The organism is Thalassobacter sp. 16PALIMAR09 (assembly GCF_000765485.1).
Classification (GTDB): domain Bacteria; phylum Pseudomonadota; class Alphaproteobacteria; order Rhodobacterales; family Rhodobacteraceae; genus Thalassobacter; species Thalassobacter stenotrophicus.
This window is the reverse complement of the sequence record NZ_JHAK01000002.1, coordinates 499,188-517,949: the sequence shown is the minus strand read 5'-3', so window position 1 is coordinate 517,949 and position 18,762 is coordinate 499,188. Positions and strand designations below refer to the sequence as shown.

General features: G+C 61.0%; 18 protein-coding genes. 13 read left to right on the top strand and 5 right to left on the bottom strand.

Annotation, left to right across the window (positions count from 1 at the left end; genetic code table 11):
- The first annotated feature begins 71 nt into the window (after window positions 1-71).
- Genes PM04_RS06400 through PM04_RS06390 form a run of 3 tightly spaced genes read left to right on the top strand, consistent with a single transcriptional unit; the run spans window position 72 to window position 3,773 of the window.
- Window positions 72-347: a sarcosine oxidase subunit delta gene (locus PM04_RS06400; RefSeq protein WP_038004743.1), complete on the top strand. Its 276-nt coding sequence runs from the start codon at window positions 72-74 to the stop codon at window positions 345-347.
- Entirely contained in the window at window positions 344-3,268 is a 2,925-nt protein-coding gene (locus PM04_RS06395) for a sarcosine oxidase subunit alpha family protein (protein ID WP_038004741.1), read from the top strand. The genes PM04_RS06400 and PM04_RS06395 overlap by 4 nt, the downstream gene beginning before the upstream one ends.
- Window positions 3,261-3,773, top strand: a complete 513-nt coding sequence (locus tag PM04_RS06390) for a sarcosine oxidase subunit gamma (protein ID WP_038004739.1) — start codon at window positions 3,261-3,263, stop codon at window positions 3,771-3,773. Before PM04_RS06395 ends, PM04_RS06390 begins: the two co-directional genes overlap by 8 nt.
- Here the strand turns inward: PM04_RS06390 and PM04_RS06385 are convergent.
- The gene (locus PM04_RS06385) at window positions 3,770-4,246 is read right to left on the bottom strand and encodes a Flp family type IVb pilin (RefSeq protein ID WP_038004737.1); all 477 of its coding nucleotides are present in this window, start codon (window positions 4,244-4,246) and stop codon (window positions 3,770-3,772) included. The genes PM04_RS06390 and PM04_RS06385 overlap by 4 nt on opposite strands.
- 248 nt (window positions 4,247-4,494) lie before the next feature.
- Here PM04_RS06385 and dnaG point away from each other — a divergent pair, with 248 nt between their 5' ends.
- The 8 genes from dnaG to ribD all read left to right on the top strand — a co-directional run bounded on the left by dnaG (window position 4,495) and on the right by ribD (window position 12,240).
- Complete coding sequence (dnaG, locus tag PM04_RS06380; protein ID WP_038004736.1) at window positions 4,495-6,504, top strand: DNA primase; 2,010 nt, start codon at window positions 4,495-4,497, stop codon at window positions 6,502-6,504.
- A gap of 101 nt (window positions 6,505-6,605) precedes the next feature.
- Window positions 6,606-8,609 (top strand): RNA polymerase sigma factor RpoD, encoded by a 2,004-nt coding sequence (gene rpoD, locus PM04_RS06375; protein ID WP_038004734.1) that lies wholly within the window; start codon window positions 6,606-6,608, stop codon window positions 8,607-8,609.
- Between the two features lie 24 nt (window positions 8,610-8,633).
- On the top strand, window positions 8,634-9,107 hold the full coding sequence (locus tag PM04_RS06370) for a GIY-YIG nuclease family protein (protein ID WP_084212698.1): 474 nt from the start codon (window positions 8,634-8,636) through the stop codon (window positions 9,105-9,107).
- Window positions 9,108-9,261: 154 nt separating this feature from the next.
- Window positions 9,262-9,516: an HlyU family transcriptional regulator gene (locus tag PM04_RS06365; protein ID WP_038004733.1), complete on the top strand. Its 255-nt coding sequence runs from the start codon at window positions 9,262-9,264 to the stop codon at window positions 9,514-9,516.
- A gap of 149 nt (window positions 9,517-9,665) precedes the next feature.
- Window positions 9,666-10,127 carry a YbjN domain-containing protein gene (locus tag PM04_RS17340; protein WP_052068226.1) on the top strand — a complete coding sequence of 154 codons (462 nt, stop codon included), beginning with the start codon at window positions 9,666-9,668 and terminating at the stop codon, window positions 10,125-10,127.
- Between the two features lie 26 nt (window positions 10,128-10,153).
- Window positions 10,154-10,570, top strand: coding sequence for a secondary thiamine-phosphate synthase enzyme YjbQ (locus PM04_RS06355; RefSeq protein ID WP_038004732.1), 417 nt, complete (start codon window positions 10,154-10,156; stop codon window positions 10,568-10,570).
- A 119-nt stretch (window positions 10,571-10,689) separates the two neighbouring features.
- A complete protein-coding gene (gene nrdR / locus PM04_RS06350; protein WP_038004730.1) occupies window positions 10,690-11,154 on the top strand; it encodes a transcriptional regulator NrdR in 465 nt (154 codons plus the stop codon).
- A complete protein-coding gene (gene ribD, locus PM04_RS06345) occupies window positions 11,155-12,240 on the top strand; it encodes a bifunctional diaminohydroxyphosphoribosylaminopyrimidine deaminase/5-amino-6-(5-phosphoribosylamino)uracil reductase RibD (RefSeq protein ID WP_255347906.1) in 1,086 nt (361 codons plus the stop codon).
- Here ribD and PM04_RS06340 read toward each other — a convergent pair.
- Window positions 12,230-12,838: an arylesterase gene (locus PM04_RS06340; protein ID WP_038005187.1), complete on the bottom strand. Its 609-nt coding sequence runs from the start codon at window positions 12,836-12,838 to the stop codon at window positions 12,230-12,232. The two genes, ribD and PM04_RS06340, sit on opposite strands and share 11 nt — an antisense overlap.
- An 82-nt stretch (window positions 12,839-12,920) precedes the next feature.
- Between PM04_RS06340 and PM04_RS06335 the strand changes: the two genes are divergently transcribed.
- Complete coding sequence (locus PM04_RS06335) at window positions 12,921-13,613, top strand: ABC transporter ATP-binding protein (protein WP_038004726.1); 693 nt, start codon at window positions 12,921-12,923, stop codon at window positions 13,611-13,613.
- Window positions 13,610-16,126, top strand: a complete 2,517-nt coding sequence (locus PM04_RS06330) for an ABC transporter permease (protein ID WP_038004724.1) — start codon at window positions 13,610-13,612, stop codon at window positions 16,124-16,126. Before PM04_RS06335 ends, PM04_RS06330 begins: the two co-directional genes overlap by 4 nt.
- On the opposite strand, the gene PM04_RS06325 is transcribed toward PM04_RS06330, so the two are convergent.
- The 3 genes from PM04_RS06325 to PM04_RS06315 are packed head-to-tail and all read right to left on the bottom strand — an operon-like array spanning window position 16,116 to window position 18,649.
- Window positions 16,116-16,940 carry an alpha/beta fold hydrolase gene (locus PM04_RS06325; RefSeq protein WP_052068225.1) on the bottom strand — a complete coding sequence of 275 codons (825 nt, stop codon included), beginning with the start codon at window positions 16,938-16,940 and terminating at the stop codon, window positions 16,116-16,118. The genes PM04_RS06330 and PM04_RS06325 overlap by 11 nt on opposite strands.
- Entirely contained in the window at window positions 16,937-17,686 is a 750-nt protein-coding gene (locus PM04_RS06320) for a sulfite exporter TauE/SafE family protein (protein ID WP_038004723.1), read from the bottom strand. Before PM04_RS06320 ends, PM04_RS06325 begins: the two co-directional genes overlap by 4 nt.
- A 36-nt stretch (window positions 17,687-17,722) precedes the next feature.
- The gene (locus tag PM04_RS06315; RefSeq protein ID WP_038004721.1) at window positions 17,723-18,649 is read right to left on the bottom strand and encodes a LysR substrate-binding domain-containing protein; all 927 of its coding nucleotides are present in this window, start codon (window positions 18,647-18,649) and stop codon (window positions 17,723-17,725) included.
- Window positions 18,650-18,762: the final 113 nt, after the last annotated feature.

Here is an 18,762-nt window from a genome sequence, read left to right as displayed (position 1 = left end):
TCGCCCATACAAACCGCCCAGCGCATGTCGCTTGGCTGCGTCTTTCTCTCTCAAGCCCACGGGAACGTCCCATGCGCATAACCTGCCCGCTTTGCGGCGACCGTGATCGCCGGGAATTTTACTACATGGGTCATGAGACATATCTCAACCGCCCCGCCGCTGATGCGCCTTTGCCTGAGTGGGACGCGTATTTGCACCTGCGCGACAACCCGGCGGGCGACACCCAAGAGCTGTGGCAGCATGAAGCGGGCTGTGGCGCGTGGGTCGTTGTGACCCGCAACACTGTCACCCATGAGGTCAAGGGATCAGAGCTGGCCGAGACCTATCCCCGGGAGGCCCGCACATGAGACTTGATGGCAAGGGCCGCGTGAACCGCGCCGAAGAGGTGCTGTTCCAGTTTGATGGCAAATATGTCCGTGGGTATGCGGGCGATACTGTGGCCTCCGCCCTTTTGGGCAAGGGTGAGCGGTTGATGGGGCGCAGCTTCAAATACCACCGCCCCCGTGGTCCGCTGACCGCAGGTTCCGAAGAGCCAAACGCCCTGATCACCGTGGGCAGCGGCGCAGAGCAGGACCCCAACGTCCGCGCCACGATGCAAGAAATCTACGACGGACTGGAGGTGTTTTCGCAAAACGCGTGGCCCTCGCTCAAGACCGATGTGATGGGGATCAACGATCTGGCGGCGCCCTTCCTTGGGGCGGGTTTCTATTACAAGACGTTCATGTGGCCCAAAGCATTTTGGGAAAAGCTTTATGAGCCGATCATCCGCCGCGCGGCTGGTTTGGGCGGGCTTTCCGGTGAGGCGCATCCAGACGACGCAGAGCGTGCCTTTGCGACCTGTGACGTGCTGGTTATTGGAGCGGGTCCTGCGGGTTTGATGGCAGCACTTACGGCCGCGAAGTCCGGTGCGTCGGTGATTTTGTGTGATGAGCAGACCGAAGCGGGCGGGCGATTGTTGTCGGAAACCGTCGACGTGGACGGCAAACCCGGCCACGTCTGGGCCGCTGAGATGGTGCAAACCTTGCGTGATCTGGGTGTCCGGATCATGACGCGGACCACGATTACGGGCGTGTTTGACGGCGGCACTTACGGCGCGCTGGAGCGCGTAAGCCACCACTTACCCAATCCTTCTGCTGATCTCCCGCGCGAATGTTTCTGGCGTATCCACGCACGCGGCGCGGTGCTGGCGGCGGGCGCGCTGGAACGCCCCATCGCCCACCCGATGAATGACCGCCCCGGCGTTATGCTGACCTCTGCGATGGCAAGCTATCTGAACCGCTGGGGCGTCGCCCCCGGCAAGCGGATCGTGCTGTTCACCAACAACGACAGCGCCCATGCAACGGCCAAAGACCTTGCGGACGCAGGCATCGACACCACCGTGATTGACGCGCGCAGCGGTATCTCTCCAAGCGGTGACTACCTTGTGCATGCAGGGGCTGAGGTCATCAACACGCGCGGGCATTTGGGGCTACGCAGCGTCAAGGTCCGGCAGGGCACCCGCGAATGGGACATCGAAGCTGACGGCCTTGGCCTGTCTGGCGGCTGGAACCCTTCGGTGCACCTGACGTGCCACATGAACGGACGCCCCACGTGGAACCCCGAAATCCACGCCTTTGTGCCCACGCCGGGCTCCGTGCCGGGGCTAGAGGCGGCGGGTGCTGCGATGGGCAATTTCTCAACCCACGGTGCACTCAAATCCGGGATATTTCGGGCGCGCAAAGTACTGGAAAGCTTGGGCCTCAAGCCTGCCTCCATCCAGACGCCCGTGGCCGATGACACGCCCCTCGGGCTTGCGCCCCTTTGGGCGGTGGATGCGCCGGGACGCGCTTGGCTCGATTTTCAGAACGACGTAACCACCAAGGATGTGCGCCAAGCGGCCAAGGAAAACTTCCAGTCGGTCGAGCACATGAAACGCTACACGACCCAAGGCATGGCCACCGATCAGGGCAAGTCGTCAAACGTTGGCGCGCTTGCGGTTTTGGCAGAGGCCACGGGTCGGGACATTCCCGGCACTGGCACGACGACCTTCCGCCCGCCCTATGTGCCCACCGCAATCGGGACGATGGGGGCTGGTGCCAAGGGCAAGGGCTTTGCGCCTGAGCGGTTCACCACATCCTATGCAAATGCGCTGCAAATGGGCGCGCCGATGATTGAGGCGGGCCTATGGTACCGCCCCAGCTATTTCCCCCGCACGGGCGAAAAGACGTGGCGTGATGCCTGCGACCGAGAGGTCAACATGGTCCGCGAGGCCGTGGGCGTGGCGGATGTCAGCACGCTGGGCAAGATCGACATTCAGGGGCCAGACGCCGCCAAACTGTTGGATTTTGTCTATATCAACACGTTCTCAACGCTCAAACCCGGGCGCGTGCGCTATGGGGTGATGCTGCGCGAAGACGGCTTTGTCATGGATGACGGCACCACCGCCTGCATCGCGCCGGATCACTATGTCATGACGACCACGACGGCCGCGGCTGGCAACGTCATGAAACACCTAGAGTTCGTAACCCAAGCCTTGCACCCCGAATGGGACGTGTCGATCATCTCAACCACCGAGGCCTGGGCGCAATTCTCGGTCGCGGGGCCAAAAGCACGTGAGCTGATCAATTCGCTGACCGATACGCAGGTCGATAACGATAGTTTCCCCTTTATGGCCTGTGGCGCGATTGACGTGCTGGGCGTGGCGGGGCGTTTGTTCCGGATCTCGTTCTCGGGCGAGCATGCCTATGAGGTTGCGGTGCCTGCACGGTATGGGGCCGCCCTCTGGCGGGACCTTGTGGCGCGGTCCGAATTGCTCGGCGGCGGGGCCTATGGGATGGAGGCACTGAACGTGCTGCGCATCGAGAAGGGCTTTGTCACCCACGCCGAGATTATGGGCCGGGTCACCGCGCGCGACATCGGCATGGGGCGGATGATCTCAGGCAAGAAAGATTGCATCGGTAAGGCTGCGGCCAGCCGCCCCGTCCTGATGGCCTCTCGCGAGGAATTGGTGGGCCTGCGTCCCGTGGACCCCAACACCAAGATCGACGCGGGCGGGCACCTGTACAATATTGGCGACCGCGTGCACCGCGAGACCGACCAAGGCTACGCCACATCGGCCTGTTATTCGCCAACGCTCAACACCTACATGGCGCTTGCTTTTGTGCGGGACGGCACGGCGCGACTGGGTGAGCGTATTCGGTTTGTGGACCGGTTGCGCGGCGTCGACGCGGAGGTTGAGATTTGCCACCCCGTATTCTTGGACCCAGAAGGAGGGCGCGCCCGTGGGTAATCTGATTGCTACCTCCGCCGCATCGGGTCTGTGCCCGATCACTATTGGTAACCTCACACTTACGGAGCGGGCGCCAACGCTTACCTCTGTTTCACCGTTCAAGGGCAAAAAGACCGCCGTACGCAAGGCGCTCGGTCACTGGCCCGCCCCGAATGAAGCCAAAGGAAACGTCCTTTGGGCGGGGCGCAATATGGCGTTTGTGGTTGGGGAGTGTGCTGAGCTGGCGGGGCTTGCGGCTACCACGGACCAGTCGGACGCATGGGCCGCGCTCACGCTTGAGGGCGACGCGCTTGAGGCTGTGATGGCACGACTGACGCCGCTTGATGTGGCTGCGATGGGGCCGGGTGCCACGGCGCGCGGGCTATTGGGGCATATGTCGGCGCTGTATCACCGGACGAAAACCGGGATGGATATTTATGTGTTCCGGTCCATGACGCAGACGGCGGTGCATGAAATCACGCATGCCATGACGGGCGTCGCCGCACGGGCTGCGCTAAGCGCCTAGGTTGCGGGCGTGGGCAGTGGCGTCGGCACACCTGCGTGCGGATCGACGTCGCGTGCATCCATCGCCACGTCGATCAGTTTAACCTGATCACGGGCCAGCGGCAGGTTGCTGTAGCTGGCATCGGCGGCGCGTGTGTTCCACGTGCGGTGTTGGTTGCGTAATTGGTTCTCAGTCAGAGCATCCAATAACCGCGCAACCCGACGATCACGACGGCTATTGGACAGCACTTCCATCTCTAGCGCTTGTGCAACCTCGGTCGGTGATCGCCCGAAATTGCGTGTTTCATAGAAGCGATGTTCGCGGGTGAATTCTTCGTTCAGCATCGCCGTGTTGGAATCAAGGCCCGAACCCACAACGGCCGTTGCCGCGAGCGCGATGGCCACAAGCCCTCCGGTCAGGAGGGTCCATTCGACGGTTATTGCGCCGGACGTGTCGCGCCAAAAATGGGTCAGTTGGGCTTTGGTGACAGACATGGGACGCATCCTTATCGTTTTGGCCCCTCGGGGGCATTGATCCTTTGTCGCGCGGGGCCATGGCCTTGGCGCGCCGGAATAGGGGCAATTTTATGAAAAATGCAGCCACTTCGTTGGCGCAAATGTGCCGATAGCTGCCTTCGAGCACACCTGCGCCCCAATGCGGGATCCAAATACTTAGTATGGGAGCCGCCCAATGGGTCGCGGGTCATCTGGACACGGAGCCGAGCGCATGGGACCATAGGGGCATGAGTCTCCCGCCCGGTTTTCTTGATGAGTTACGCACGCGACTATCCCTTGCGGATGTCGTGGGGCGAAAGGTGATGTGGGACACCCGCAAGTCGAACCAAGGCAAGGGCGACTGGTGGGCCCCCTGCCCGTTCCACCAAGAAAAATCCGCCTCGTTCCACGTGGATGACCAAAAGGGCTACTACTATTGCTTTGGCTGCCAAGCGAAGGGCGACATGATCAGCTTTGTGCGTGAAAGCGAGAATGTCAGCTTTATGGAGGCGGTCGAAATTTTAGCCGGTGAAGCCGGGCTGCCGATGCCTGCGCGCGATCCAAAGGCGCAGGAAAAATCCGACCGCGCCACCCAGCTGGCTGAGGTTATGGACCTTGCGGCGCGATGGTTCCGGCTCCAGCTGAACACCGGCGTGGCCGCAGACGCGCGCGCCTATCTCAGCCGTCGCGGGCTGGATGCCGCTACGATTGAACGTTTCGAGATCGGCTTTGCCCCCAATGGACGCGACGGTTTGCAAACCGCCCTCAAAGGCAAGGGCGTCCCACAGGAACTGATCGAAGCCGCCGGGCTGGCCAAAACCCCTGATGATGGCCGCAGCCCCTATGACACGTTCCGCGACCGCATTCAGTTTCCCATCCGTGATCCGCGCGGGCGGTGTGTGGCGTTTGGGGGCCGCGCGATGGCGGCGGATGCGCGGGCCAAATACCTCAACTCGCCCGAGACGGAATTATTCAAGAAGTCCTACACGCTCTATAACCACGGGCCTGCGCGCACTGCCGCAGGCAAGGGCCAGCCGCTGGTCGTGGCCGAAGGGTACATGGACGTCATCGCCCTTAGCCAAGCAGGGTTTGAGGCTACGGTCGCGGCCCTTGGCACCGCCGTCACCCAGGAACATCTGCGGATGTTGTGGCGGTTTGAGGATGAGCCTGTTTTTGCCATGGATGGCGACAAGGCCGGTGTGCGCGCGGCCTATAAGGTGATCGATCTTGCCCTCCCGATCCTTGAGGCCGGCAAATCCGTGCGCTTTGCTCTGATGCCCGAGGGACGGGACCCGGACGACGTTTTGCGCGCCGAAGGGCCAGAGGCGATGAAGACCCTCTTGGGCGGCGCGCTGCCGATGGTGCAATTGCTCTGGCGGCGCGAAACCCAAGGTAAAAACATCGACAGCCCCGAGCGGCGCGCGAAGCTGGACAAAGACCTACGGACCGTTCTGCGCAGTATCCAAGACCCCTCGATCCGGGCGCATTACGGCGATGAAATCGCGCGCCTACGTGAAGCATTATTCGGCCCCCGCCCCTCCAGAGGCGGGCAGCGCAATGAGGGCGGCAGCTTTGGCGGCGGTCAGCGCCGTGGAGGCCAGGGCGGCGGTGGTGGGCGCGGAAATTTCGCGCGGTGGCAGGAACCGCAGGCGCCCGTCGCCTCGACCAAAAGTTCCGCGCTGGCTCAAAGCTCGACCCACGAAACCTCGGAAATCTTGCTAGAGGGTGTGGTTTTGACCGCGTTGGCCGCGCACCCTGCCCTGATTGACAGCCACGCAGAGGCGTTGGAGCAAATGAAATGGGTCGGCCCCGGCCACGAAGTGCTGGCCAACGCGCTGTTGTGGTGGACAAAAGAGGCCACCGACAACCCCGACGCTTATTTCATGGCCACAGGCACTGCGCAGACCCTTGAAACTTTGCGTGCTTCACGCCACATCCAACTGAGCCCCGCTTTGCGCCAAAAGGCACAGCCAAGCGACGCGGCCCCGTGCATCATGGACGCTTTGACAAAGCTAGAGGCGCGCCGGGGTCACCGTCAGGAGTTGAGCGAGGCACTTGAGGACCTTCGGGCCAAAGCAGAGCCTAGCCCTGCGGACGAAGCCCTTACTTGGCGCTTGAATGAGGCCAACCAGACGCGCGCTCTTGCTGATCGCGCTGTTCTGCCTAATACCGGGGTTGACGCGGAGGACAGTGCGTCAATGTCAAATTACCTCCAAAATCTTCTCGATACGAAGGTTTGGGAAAAGAAAAAACGCTAGCAGCGGGTGCGCTTCCCTACGATTCGCGGTAATGATTCGAACAACCTTACCGTGCGAATCGATTCCGCCACGTCCGCCCCCGCAAGCTCCAGGAGCGCTCCATGGCCGCTAAAGACACCAACGAAGATCAAAAAACTGACCAGCAGGACGGCGATATCGCAATTGATATGAGCCAAGCTGCGGTCAAAAAGATGATCGCCGAAGCCCGAACCAAGGGCTACGTGACCTATGACCAGCTCAACGCGGTGCTTCCGCCTGAGCAGGTGTCCTCCGAGCAAATCGAAGATGTGATGTCGATGCTGTCCGAAATGGGCATCAACATTATCGAAGCCGAAGAGGCCGAGGACGGCGAAGACGACGGTAAGTCCGGCTCTACGGCTGTGGTCGAAGTTGCAGGCAACCGCGACCTAGCCGTTGGCGCCACTGGTGGCGAAAAGCTGGACCGCACCGATGACCCTGTCCGCATGTACTTGCGTGAAATGGGGTCAGTTGAGTTGCTGTCCCGTGAGGGCGAGATCGCGATTGCCAAGCGCATCGAGGCCGGCCGCAACACCATGATCCTTGGGCTTTGCGAAAGCCCCCTGACATTCCAAGCGATCACGATCTGGCACGAAGAACTTCTGAACGAAGATATTCTACTGCGCGATGTGATCGACCTTGAGACCACCTTTGGCAACGCCATGGGTGACGAGGATGACGTAGAGCCCGTGGTCGCGAACGCGCCCGCCAATTCCTCTGAGGCCCCCAAGCCCCAAGAAGAAGCGGCCCAAGAGTTGGACGCCGACGGCAACCCGATCCGCCGCGATGACGACGAAGATGAGGACGATCAGGCCAACATGTCGTTGGCCGCGATGGAAGCCGCTCTGAAGCCCCAAGTTCTGGCAGCGCTTGAGCGGATTTCCGACGACTTCGCCAAGCTGTCCGAAATGCAGGACCTGCGGATTTCCGCGACCCTCAACAAAGACGACACGTTCTCGAAGGACGATGAGGCTGAGTACCAGCACCTGCGCTCTGAGATCGTTGAGCTGGTGAACGAATTGCACCTGCACAACAATCGTATCGAAGCTCTGATCGACCAATTGTACGGCATCAACCGCCGGATCATGTCCATCGACAGCGGCATGGTAAAGCTGGCGGACCAAGCCCGCATCAACCGTCGTGAATTCATCGAAGAATACCGCGGCCATGAGCTTGATCCCGGTTGGGTTGACCGCATGTCCGAAAAATCCGGGCGCGGCTGGCAGATGTTGCTGGAACGCTCGCGCGATAAGGTCGAACAGTTGCGCGCTGACATGGCGCAGGTCGGCCAATACGTCGGCGTCGACATCAACGAATTCCGCCGCATCGTGCAGCAGGTCCAAAAGGGTGAAAAAGAAGCCCGGCAGGCCAAGAAGGAAATGGTTGAGGCGAACCTGCGTCTCGTGATTTCCATCGCTAAGAAATACACCAACCGCGGGCTTCAGTTCCTTGACCTCATCCAAGAGGGTAACATCGGCCTGATGAAGGCCGTGGATAAGTTTGAATACCGCCGCGGCTACAAATTTTCGACCTATGCGACATGGTGGATCCGTCAGGCGATCACCCGCTCGATCGCGGATCAGGCGCGCACGATCCGTATTCCGGTTCACATGATCGAAACGATCAACAAGCTGGTCCGCACAGGCCGTCAAATGCTGCATGAGATTGGCCGCGAACCCACGCCAGAAGAATTGGCAGAAAAGCTGCAAATGCCTTTGGAAAAGGTCCGCAAGGTGATGAAAATCGCCAAGGAGCCGATTTCCCTTGAGACTCCGATTGGTGACGAAGAAGACAGCCAACTGGGCGACTTCATCGAGGACAAGAATGCGGTTCTGCCACTGGACAGCGCCATTCAGGAAAACCTGAAAGAGACGACCACTCGTGTGCTCGCCTCGCTCACCCCGCGCGAAGAACGCGTGCTGCGCATGCGCTTTGGGATCGGGATGAACACCGACCACACGCTGGAAGAAGTCGGCCAACAGTTCAGCGTGACACGCGAACGTATTCGTCAGATTGAGGCAAAAGCGCTGCGCAAGCTTAAGCACCCATCGCGGAGCCGTAAGCTGCGGAGTTTCTTAGATCAGTAAAACGCCGGACCCAAGGTCGCCTCGATGGATATTGTCTATATTCTCACCAACGAGGCGATGCCCGGCCTCGTAAAAGTCGGTAAAACGACATCGGATTTATTGGGTCGGATTAGGGCGTTGGACACCACGGGCATCCCACTTCCGTTTGAATGCTTTTTTGCAGCGGAGGTTGCAGACTGTCACCTTGTAGAAAAGCTGATCCACGATGCGTTTGACGATCACCGCGTTCGAAAGAACCGCGAGTTCTTTGAAATTGCGCCTGAGCGGATTGCCTCTGCACTTAAACTTGCGGCCGTCCGAGAGATAACTCCAACCGGCCCCGTTATTGTTGAACCTGACGATGCTGCCGCGCTTAAGAAGGCAAAAGAACGCCGCAACCGCTTTAGTTTTCGCACCGCCGAGGTCCCGCTCGGCGCGGTCCTTGCGCACAAAAAAGACGAGGTTGAGGTGTGTACGGTGAAGGACAATCATACCGTATTTATAACGGTGAGGAAATGAGCCTCTCCCAGTCGGCGCTGCGGGTTTTTCATAAGCTGGGGTATAATTGGAGCGCGGTTTCTGGACCAAGCTCTTGGGTATATGAAGGCGAGCTTTTGGATGAGCGCCGCCGTCGCCTTGAAGACGCTGACTAGTCGTATTGGAAACTTAGCCCATGTCCTTTCTCTCTAAACTTTTTGGAAAATCCGAGCAAAAGCCTGCGGAGCCCGTGATGTATGAGGGATATGCGATCACACCCCAGCCGATGAAGGAAGGGCATGTGTATCGCTTGTCTGCAATCATAGAGAAAGACGGCCAAAGCCATCATCTGATCCGCGCCGATACGTTGCCCTCGGTAGAAGCCGCGCATGAAGCTGCGATCGAAAAGGCCAAGCAGGTGATTGACCAACAAGGCGCGCGACTGTTCTGATCCCGCACGCGCTGTGGTTGCATTTCTCTCGAACGATAGCAAAAATGCCTAAAAATGGATGTAAGACACCATCTTTGAACCGAGTTGCAGCTTGACCCAATTGGGTTCTTACGGTTGTTTCCCAACCAGCAAAAAGAGGGATACCAACCATGCGCCGTACACTACTGCTTTTGAGCTTCTTTCTATTCTCCGCGACGGTGGCACAGGCGCAAAGCGTCGATCCAGCACGGCCCTTTTCCGTCATTAAGGCGCTGCAAGAAATGGGCTACCGCGCCCAACTTGAGGTCGACAGTGTTGGTGACCCCCGCATCGAGTCTCAGCTGGAAGGTGTGGATTACTACATCTGGTTTTATGGCTGCACCGACAACGCTGATTGCACAAGCTGGAAGCTGTCGGTTGGTTTTGACCTCAACAACGGCCTAACCCTGCAAAAGGCCAACGAGTGGAACAGCGCAAAACTGATGGGGTCTGTCTACCTTGACGATGAAAGCGATCCCTATCTGGAACATTACATCATTGCCAAAGGCGGCGTCTCGGGCGTGCTGTTCGAAGAGATGATCTCGCGCTGGAGCTATGCGGTCAGCTCGTTCAAAGATCACATCAACTGGTAAGGACCGTGCCCTTTGGGGCGCTGACCATGCACACAACCTTTACCATCCAGACCCACGGTCCGGGCCTAAGTGAAATCACGCGCGACGTGGCCGCTTGGGTCGCGGACGCGGGTCGGGATGAAGCACTTTTGACGCTGTTTATTCAACACACCTCGGCCTCGCTGCTGATCCAAGAAAACGCAGATCCTGAGGTGCGCACAGATTTGACCGCCTATTTTCATCGGCTGGTCCCGCCAACGACCGATCCGTCGATGGATTATCTGACCCACACGTACGAAGGCCCCGATGACATGCCGGGCCACATTAAGGCAGCCCTTCTGCCGACCTCTTTGCAAATTCCAATTATCGGCGGGCGCATGTCTCTTGGCACGTGGCAGGGCATCTATGTCGTAGAGCATCGCGACGCCCCCCACACGCGGAGGGTCATCGCACTGCTGCGATAGCAGCTTCGACCCGCAAGATAGAGCATGGTTAATATCCCCCTACCCAAGTCCTTGGGATGGTCATATAGTACCTGTGGATAAATGCCCCATGGGCCATAAAGACGTGAAGGGAGACGCCGATGCGGTGCCCGTTTTGTGGAAATGTCGACACACAGGTAAAGGACTCCCGTCCCGCAGAGGACCACGTCGCCATTCGCCGGCGTCGGTTTTGCCCTGCGTGCGGCGGTCGGTTCACAACCTATGAACGCGTTCAATTGCGCGACCTGATCGTGGTGAAAACCAGCGGCAAACGCGAAGAGTTTGACCGTGACAAGCTGGAACGTTCTATCCGTATTTCGATGCAGAAACGCCCGGTTGAGCCGGAGCGGATCGATCAGATGATCTCTGGCATTGTGCGCCGGCTCGAAAGCATGGGCGACACCGACATTTCGTCCAAAACCATCGGTGAGATCGTGATGGAGAGTCTCGCTCGCATCGATACCGTGGCCTATGTGCGGTTTGCGAGCGTCTACAAGAACTTCCAGGCGGCAGATGATTTCGAGGACTTTGTTCACGAACTGCGCCCACCCGAGATCAACGAGTAAGTGCATTCCGACCAAGACGTCCGTTGGATGCGCGCCGCGCTGGCTTTGGCCCGGCGCGGGTTGGGGCGCGTGTGGCCAAACCCCAGTGTCGGCTGTGTTATTGTGCGCGATGGCCGGGTGATTGGCCGGGCACGGACTGCTGACGGCGGCCGCCCTCACGCCGAAACACAGGCCTTGGCAATGGGCGATGCACGGGGTGCGACGGCTTATGTCACGCTCGAACCCTGCGCGCATACCGGGCAAACTGGACCTTGTGCCATGGCCTTGGTTGCAGCTGGTGTCGCGCGTGTGGTGATCGCGCAGACAGACCCGGACCCGCGTGTGGATGGCGGTGGCATCCGCATCCTGCAAGACGCCGGGATTGAGGTCACGACCGGCGTCTGCACCGACGAGGCAGCACTGTTGCAACGCGGGTTTACCACGCGGATCACACAAAACAGGCCCATGGTGACGCTCAAGCTGGCCAGCACCCTTGATGGTCGGATCGCAACCGCGAGCGGCGAAAGCCAGTGGATCACGGGTCCCGCTGCACGCGCGCATGTCCATGCCCAACGCGCGGCCCATGATGCGGTCATGGTGGGTGCGGGCACACTGCGCGCCGATGATCCACAACTGACCGTGCGTGGCATGGGCGATGTGCCCCAGCCCGTACGGGTCGTCGTGTCGCGTAGGTTAGACCTCCCCCCGACAGCCCGCATGTTCAACGACCGCGCCGCCCCCGTTTGGCTGTGCCATGGCGCGGCTGCTCCCGCTCCACTGCGCGACCAATTCGGCGACGCGCGACTGATCGAGTGTGGCCAGGATGGCCGCAACTTGGATCCCTCCGCCGTGCTACAAGCACTTGGCGACGCAGGCCTCACGCGTGTGTATTGTGAAGGCGGCGGTGCACTGGCCGCATCTCTTTTGGCGGCAGGTCTGGTCGATGAAATTCATCTGTACCTCGCAGGCAAGATCATCGGGGCCGAGGGCACGCCGTCCATCGCCGCGATGGGCCTGGCAAAGCTGGCCCAAGCGCCTCAGTTCACGCTGTCAGCGCACCGACAAATTGGGGCGGACGTTCTACAGGTTTGGCGGCCTACGGCCTGACCTGAGCAAGCAGCGCCTCAACCTCTGGCCCCAACGTCTCGACTATCTTTGTGACCCCAGCGGCGTTGGGGTGAATTCCGTCCGCCTGCATATAGCTGCGCAGCGCTTGGGGCGTGTTTTCACCTAACCCTGCAAGGAAATCCTCGGCATAGAGAGTATCGTAAGCCTGCGCTAACGCAGGATATATCCCGTTGAATTCCCTTTGGTAATCCGGTCCATAATTGCCCGGTGCCGGCAGCCCGATCAATAATACTGGCACGCCTGCGTTCTGTGTGGCCTGCAAGATGTCGTCCAGATTGGCGCGGCTGACCTCTGGCGCAATGCCGCGCAACAGGTCATTCCCGCCGAGGGCCACGATGACCGCGTCCACCTCTGGCGTCAGGGTCCAAGCGATGCGCGACAGCCCACCCGCCGTCGTATCGCCTGACACACCCGCATTCAGGATGGAAACATCCGCCCCCCGCGCCCGCAACCAGCCCTCTAATTGCGGCACAAACCCCTGCTCAGGCGGTAGGCCGTAGCCTTGGGTTAGACTATCGCCTAGGGCTGCCACGGTGATTGGCTCGGCCGCAGCGCCCCCCATGACCGGCAAAACCATGAAAATGCTCACGACAATCGCCTTGGCCTGCGCCGCGACCACCCCATATGTCCTTGTAGACGCCGCCCAAAGGAAACGCCCCATGCCCCCTGTGATCGCCCTCAACAATGTCTCCCTCCGGCTTGCTGGAAACGCGGGCCCGGTGGATATTTTGCATGGGCTCACGCTCGAAGTCGGTGCCCAAGAAACGGTTGGGTTGATTGGTCCATCGGGGTCGGGCAAGTCGTCTCTCCTCATGCTGATGGGCGGGTTGGAGCAGGCCTCGAGCGGCGAAATCCGTGCCATGGGGCAGGATTTGACCGCAATGAACGAGGACCAGCTTGCCCGCTTTCGCCGTTCACATATGGGGGTCGTGTTCCAAAGCTTCCACCTTATTCCGACCATGACCGCGCTGGAAAACGTCGCAACGCCGCTAGAACTTGGCGGCGTGGCCGATGCATTTGAGCGCGCCGAGGCCGAGTTGGAGGCCGTGGGACTAGGCAGCCGCATGCATCACTATCCCGCGCAGATGTCCGGCGGAGAGCAACAGCGCGTCGCCTTGGCCCGCGCCGCCGCACCCCGGCCCGACATTCTGCTGGCGGATGAACCCACGGGCAATCTGGATGGCAACACTGGCGAGGCGATCATGGACCTGCTGTTTGGGCTACGCGACCGGCACGGTGCCACGCTGATCCTTGTGACCCACGCGCCTGAGCTGGCCAAACGCTGCGACCGGGTGATCCGGCTGCGCGACGGCCGCATTGAGACCGACGTTGCACAGGCCGCAGCAGAATGAGCAATGTTTTGACCAGCGCATGGCGCATTGCCCGGCGGGAGCTGCGTGGCGGCGTCGCCGGATTTCGGATTTTTCTGCTGTGCCTCGCGCTAGGGGTGGCAGCAATTGCGGGCGTCGGCTCCGTCCGGGTCGCGATCTCGGATGGATTGGCCCGCGAAGGCGCGACCATCTTGGGCGGCGACGCAGAGATGTCGTTCACCTATCGCTTTGCCAGCCCGCAGGAGCGCGCCTTTATGCAAGCCACCGGCGCGCGCGTGTCTGAAACAGTCGATTTCCGATCCATGATCGTAAAGGGTGACGAGCGTGGCCTGACACAGGTGCGCGGCGTGGACGATCTGTACCCGCTGATCGGGTCAGTCACACTTGCGCCCGCAATGCCGATTGCGGAGGCGTTGGCGGATAACGGCATTGTCATGGACCCGATCCTTATCGCGCGCATGGGCCTCACGATTGGTGATCAGGTGGGTCTTGGCACAGCCACCCTAACGCTACGCGCCGCCCTAGAGGTTGAACCTGACGCCGCAGGCAGCGGCTTTGGGCTTGGGCCACGGTCATTGGTATCAATGACCTCGCTCGACGGGTCCGGGCTGTTGGCACCGGGCACCCTGTTCGACAGCCAATACCGCCTTGACCTGCCCGAGAACGCCGACCTTGGCGCGCTAGAGGCCCGCGCCCTAGAGGCGTTTCGTGACACTGGCCTGCGCTGGCGCGATGCGCGCAACGCAGCCCCCGGCATCGCGGAGTTCGTCGAGAGGATAGGTGCATTTTTGGTGCTGGTCGGGTTGGCAGGGCTTGCGGTGGGCGGCGTTGGGGTATCAGCCGCCGTGCGCGCCTATTTGGACCGTAAAACACCCGTCATCGCGACACTCAAGACGTTGGGCGCGGAGGGGCGTGTGATCTTTGCCGCCTACCTTATGCAAATCGGCGTATTGGGGGCTGTGGGCATCGCGCTGGGGCTGATTTTGGGGGCGATTGTGCCCCTGCTCTTGGCACCCCTGATCGCAGCACAACTGCCGATCCCCGTGGCCTTTGGCGTCAGCGCGGGCCCCTTGCTAGAGGCCGCCTTATACGGCGCACTCACGGCATTAATTTTCACACTCTGGCCGCTTGCGCGCACCCGAGAGGTCCGCGCAGCCGCCTTGTTCCGAGATGCCAGCGGACCGTCCCGCGCGCTGCCCTCTTGGGGAATGCTGATCCTGATCGCGATGCTCGTCGTACTGCTTGTGGGCTTGTCCATGTGGCTCTCAGGCATCCCGACGCTCGCGCTCTATTCGGCGGGCGGCATCCTCGGCGCGCTCGCTATTCTGACGGGTGCCGCATGGGGTGTGCGGCGGCTGGCGCGCGGTCTTGCACGCGCCCATTGGGTCCGGGGCCGCACCGGACTGCGGCTGGCACTGGGTGCCGTGGGCGGACCCGGCGGAGACGCGACATCGGTAGTCTTGTCGCTCGGGCTGGGGCTAACGGTTCTAGCCGCCGTTGGACAAATCGACACCAACCTGCGTGCTGCCATAACCCAAGACTTGCCCCAAGAAGCCCCTTCATACTTCTTTGTGGACATTCAAAATGACCAACTGCCCGCCTTTTTGGAGCGGGTCACAACCGATCCTGCCGTACGACGCGTGGATAGCGCGCCGATGTTGCGCGGCGTGATCACGCGGATCAATGGCATCCCCTCAAGGGACGTGGCGGGTGATCACTGGGTGCTACAGGGCGACCGGGGCCTCACGTATTCCTCCCTGCCCCCCAAGGGCACGACAGTCACGGCAGGCGCATGGTGGGCCGAAAACCATACAGGCCCCGCAGAGATCAGCTTTGCCGCCGAAGAGGCCGAGGAAATGGGGATCGGGCTTGGCGACACGCTGACCATCAACATCTTGGGCCGTGACATCACCGCAACCATCACATCCCTGAGGGAGGTGGATTTTTCCAATGCGGGTATCGGATTTATCCTCGTGATGTCGCCGAACGCATTGGCTGGCGCCCCGCACACCCACATCGCAACAGTCTACGCCGAAGAAGCCGCCGAGGCCGCAATTCTGCGCGATGTGGCGGGCAACGCCCCCAACATCACCGCGATCCGCGTGCGCGACGGCATCGCCTTGGTGACCGAAGCATTGCAGGGGTTGGCCGCCGCCACATCCTACGGGGCAGCGGCCACTTTGCTGACCGGGTTCATCGTGTTGATCGGTGCCGCCGCCGCGGGAGAGCGCGCGCGCGTTTTTGAAGCCGCCGTCCTCAAGACACTAGGGGCCACGCGCGCCACGATCCTTGCAAGCTTTGCGCTACGCTCCGCCATGTTGGGTGCCGCCGCTGGCACGGTCGCGATTTGCGCAGGCGCGTTGGCGGGCTGGGCCGTGATGACATTCGTCATGGACGGCACGTACCGGTTTGAGTGGGTCTCTGCGACGGCAATCATCTTGGGCGGTGCGATGGCCACGCTTTTGGCGGGGTTGGCCTTTGCGTGGCGGCCTTTGGCTGCGCGCCCTGCTGGTGTCTTGCGCGCTAAGGAGTGATGCGTTCGGCCAACGCCGCAAGATCGGCGTTGAACCGCGCGGGATGTTCCAAAAATGGCGCGTGGCCGCAGTCGTCATAAACCGCAAGCGTCCCCTGCGGAAGCGCATCCGCCGCCGCCTGCCCGACGGTCCCCGGGATCACGCTGTCCTGTGCGCCATGCACAACCAGCGCGGGGCGGTCGAACGCGGCCCAAACGGGGCGCAAGTCCTCATCCGTTTTGAACAGTGACCGGCGGACCAGCGCGCCGACACGATCATTCGCCGCAATCAGCTGCGCGGTAAATCCGGGATCAAGCGGCGCGTGGGTGCAAGCGGTGACAAACCCACGCGTCGCCTCTGCCCGGGCAACGTCATCATCGGAATAGAGCGCGCGGTTCATGCCCGGACTGTCTGGGCCGGCCATCCATTCTTCCCGCGCGGAGCCAAGCGCCAAGACGCCACCAGCAAGCGCAATGCCCGCCACGGTCCCTGCCCCATGCGTCGCCAGATAGGCGCCGATCACGCGCGCGCCGTAGGACCACCCCACCAGCATCGGTGTCTTGGGTTGCAGTGTCTCTAGAACCGCGCACACGTCATCCCCCCAAAGGCGGGTGTCGGTATAGGCAGCGGGGTTCTGGGGCGCGTCGCTGTCGCCGTGGCCGCGCAAGTCGAATGAAATCAGGCGAAAGCGATCCGCCAGTGGGGACTGCGCGGTCCAAGCAAGCCGTGCCTGCGCCCAACCGTGGATAAACACAAACGCCGGTGCGTCGCGCGGGCCCACATCTGTGACCACAAGTTGGGTGCCATCGGAGCTGTGTATAGAAAGGTTTGTCATAGGCTCACACGGATGAGGGCGACGCTCGCCAGTACAATCAAAAGGGTCAGGCAGGTGGGCTTATAATACGGCTCAAACCGAGGGTTAAAGAGCCGTTGGCCCAGAAACACCCCAACCGCGATGGGGGCTGCAAGAACGACGCCACGCAAAATGCTGACCCCGGTGAACACCCCATAAGCGACCATAGTGATCGCGCTAAACACGGACGTAAACAGCAGAAAAATCACCAACGTGGCGCGAATGACCCGGGCAGGTTTGTCTTGGCTCAGCGTATAAAGCGCCACGATCATCCCGCCGATGCCAGCCAGCCCCGTGACGACCCCCGCCAACACACCGGAGCCGTATAGCCCCGGCCTTGTGGCCAAGAATACAAACCGCACCCGGCTGAGCTGTAACCCCGCGAGACAAATGATCAACGTCAGCGCGATCATGGAGGACGTCATCACCGACACGGACACCGTCAGCGCCCAGCCGATGGGCGCCCCAATCGCTGAGCCCAGCACAAGACCGGTCGCAATGCCCCGATCCGCGTCGCGCAACCCGCCGCGCACCATCATGATCGAAGCCACCGCTTCCAGCACCCAAAGGACGGGGATCAACTCAACCGGCGGCAGGATCACCACGGCCGTGGCCATCATCACCGCCGACAGCGCGAACCCCGAAAACCCGCGCACAAGCCCCGCCAAAAAGGCGAGACCGCTTAGTACGAGTATATCCGTGGTGGTGAGGGCAAGAGCGTCAAACATCATCGCCCTCTACGACCCCGAACAGCCGCGTGCAAGTCACTCTGGCGGAAGGATACGCACCTCGGGGGCGGCCTTGTTTAACGTCTCACGGATCAGAGTGGCGATTGCCTCATAGGCTTCGTCCCGCGCCGCCGTCACGCGCCATACCATGCCAATCTTGCGCGACGGTTGCGGGTCGTCCAGCGGGAGGGCTGTGACCAATGCCTCGCGCTCCACCTCGGAGCGGACATAGAGCGCGGGCAAAAGCGACACCCCCAGCCCGGTCGCCACCATTTGGCGCAGCGTGTCGAGCGATGTGCCCGCATAATCAAGAGAGATTTCCGCCCCCGCGGAGGCCGCGATTTCAGCAACCTGCCCATGCAAGCGGTGACCAGATTCGAGCGGCATCACAGTTTCGCCGCGTAGGTCCGCGCGTTTCACCTCGGCCTTAGAGGCCAACGGATGGTCGTGAGCCACGACCAACAAAAGCGGCTCCTCAAACAGCGGCGCGATCCGCAGGTCGGGGCCTTCGGCAGGCAGCGGAAACAGCAAAATGTCGAGCGTGCCCTGATCAAGCCGCGCCTGTAGATCCGCCGCAGTTCCCTCTCGGACATAGAATTTGAGGTTGGGGTATGTCGCGTGCAATGCAGGGATCACGAGGGGCAAAAAGTAGGAGCCGAGAGACTGCACCAACCCCACACGCACCGTGCCCTCAAGCGGGTTGGAGCCCTGCCGCGCGAGCGATGTGATTTCTTCGACATCCCTTAAGATGCCTTTGGCACGGCGGGCAATTTCAGCCCCCACCGGGGTCAAAATGACCCGAGAACGTGACCGCTCAACCAATTGCACACCCAGCTTGCCCTCTAACTCTCGCAGCTGCGCGCTTAGCGTCGGCTGAGTCACATGAACCTGATCCGCCGCCTTGCGAAAATGCAAAGCCTCCGACACGGCCACGAGGTATCTGAACTGCTGCAGTGTGGGCATGAAACCCTCCGATCTGGGCGTTAGCTGGATAGTTAGGTTCATACTATCGAAAGTCACGCCTTATAAGTGTTGAACAATCAAAATGAGATGCTAGCTTCCACCCAACAAAGTAT